Genomic DNA, 1,493 nt, shown 5'->3' with positions numbered 1-1,493 from the left:
GTCCCGTACACGGCGCGCAAGGCCTCTTCCACCGTGGTCACACCGCGCGCCGCCTGTCCGAGGGCCTCGGCACGCAGTCTCCGATAGTGCGGGGCGGCTGTCGCCGCACGCGAAAAGGCCTCGGGGTCGCGCTTTTGCAGGGCGAACATCAAGGCCTCATCGATCTCGAGGATCTCATAGATCCCGACCCGCCCGCGAAAGCCCGTGTGCTGACAGAAGGCGCAGCCGCGGCCCCGCTTCAGGGTCAGGGGCGTGTCGGGGGCCAAGTCGACCTCGAAGAGGGCCTTTTCCGCCGCCGTCGGCGCGACCGGTTCCCCGCAACTATCGCAGACACGGCGCACGAGCCTCTGCGCCACGACACCGCGCAGCGACGCGGCCACGAGATAGGGCTCGGCGCCCATATCCATGAGGCGCAAGGCGCTCGACACCGCATCATGGGTATGGAGACTCGAGAGGACGAGGTGCCCCGTCATGGCCGCGCGCAGTCCGATCTCCACAGTCTCGGTGTCACGCATCTCGCCGATCAGGATGATGTCGGGATCTTGGCGCAAGAAGGCGCGCAGAACCCGCGCAAACGACAAGTCGATCTTGGGGTTGACCTGGACCTGGTTTACGCCAGCAAGCCTGTACTCGACAGGATCCTCGACGGTCAAGACCTTCGCCGAGGGCACGTTGAGTTCCTTCAGGGCGCCATAGAGGGTCGTGGTCTTGCCGCTGCCCGTGGGGCCGGTGACGAGCACAAGACCGTGGGGCTGGTGGATCATAGCGCGCAGACGACTCAACACGTCGCTCGGCATGCCGAGCCGATCGAGCTCGAGGATACCGTTGGACTGATTCAAAAGGCGCATGGCGACGGATTCGCCATGCTGCACGGGAACCGTGGAGAGACGGACGTCGATCACGGTCTCCCGGAATCGCACCTGACAGCGGCCATCCTGCGGAAGCCTGCGCTCGGAGATATCGAGCGCGGCCATGAGCTTCAGGCGCGACACCAAGGCCTGGGCGATCTTGCGATCAGCGGTCGTCTGTATGCGCAACTCTCCGTCGATGCGGAAACGCACGCGCACCGCGCTCTCGTCTGGCTCGATATGGATGTCGGAGGCGTTCACCTGGATCGCGTCTTCGAATATGGTCTGCAGGAGCTTGACGACCGGGGCGTCATTAACCGCCTCGGTCGCAGTCGTAATCCCAAGATCGATATCGTAGGCCGACAACTCTTGCTCGAGCTCGGCGGCGAGTCCGCTGATCTCCTCGGTGCGCCGATAGACGACATCCAAAGCCTTCAGGAGATCGCCCTCCTTCACGACCGCGAGCTTCAGGGGTCTCTGGACGAGCCGCGCGATCTCGTCGTGGGCAAAGATGTCGATCGGGTCGGCAAGCCCCACGAGGATGGCACCGTCCTCCTCGCGCAACGCCACGGCCCGGAAGCGCCGAGCATAGGCCTCGGGGATCAGACGCACGACCTCGGGGACGAAGGTGTAGCGGCGCAGATC

Annotated in this window: 1 protein-coding gene; it reads right to left on the bottom strand. The window is 64.8% G+C overall.

Annotation, left to right across the window (positions count from 1 at the left end; genetic code table 11):
* The coding region (locus ACYCTF_RS13055) for a GspE/PulE family protein (RefSeq protein ID WP_461285008.1) at positions 1 to 1,493 on the bottom strand (1,493 nt) is incomplete at both ends.

Source organism: Acidiferrobacter sp. (assembly GCF_054609335.1).
Note: the sequence above shows the minus strand (reverse complement) of the source record. Positions and strands in the feature narration are given on the sequence as shown.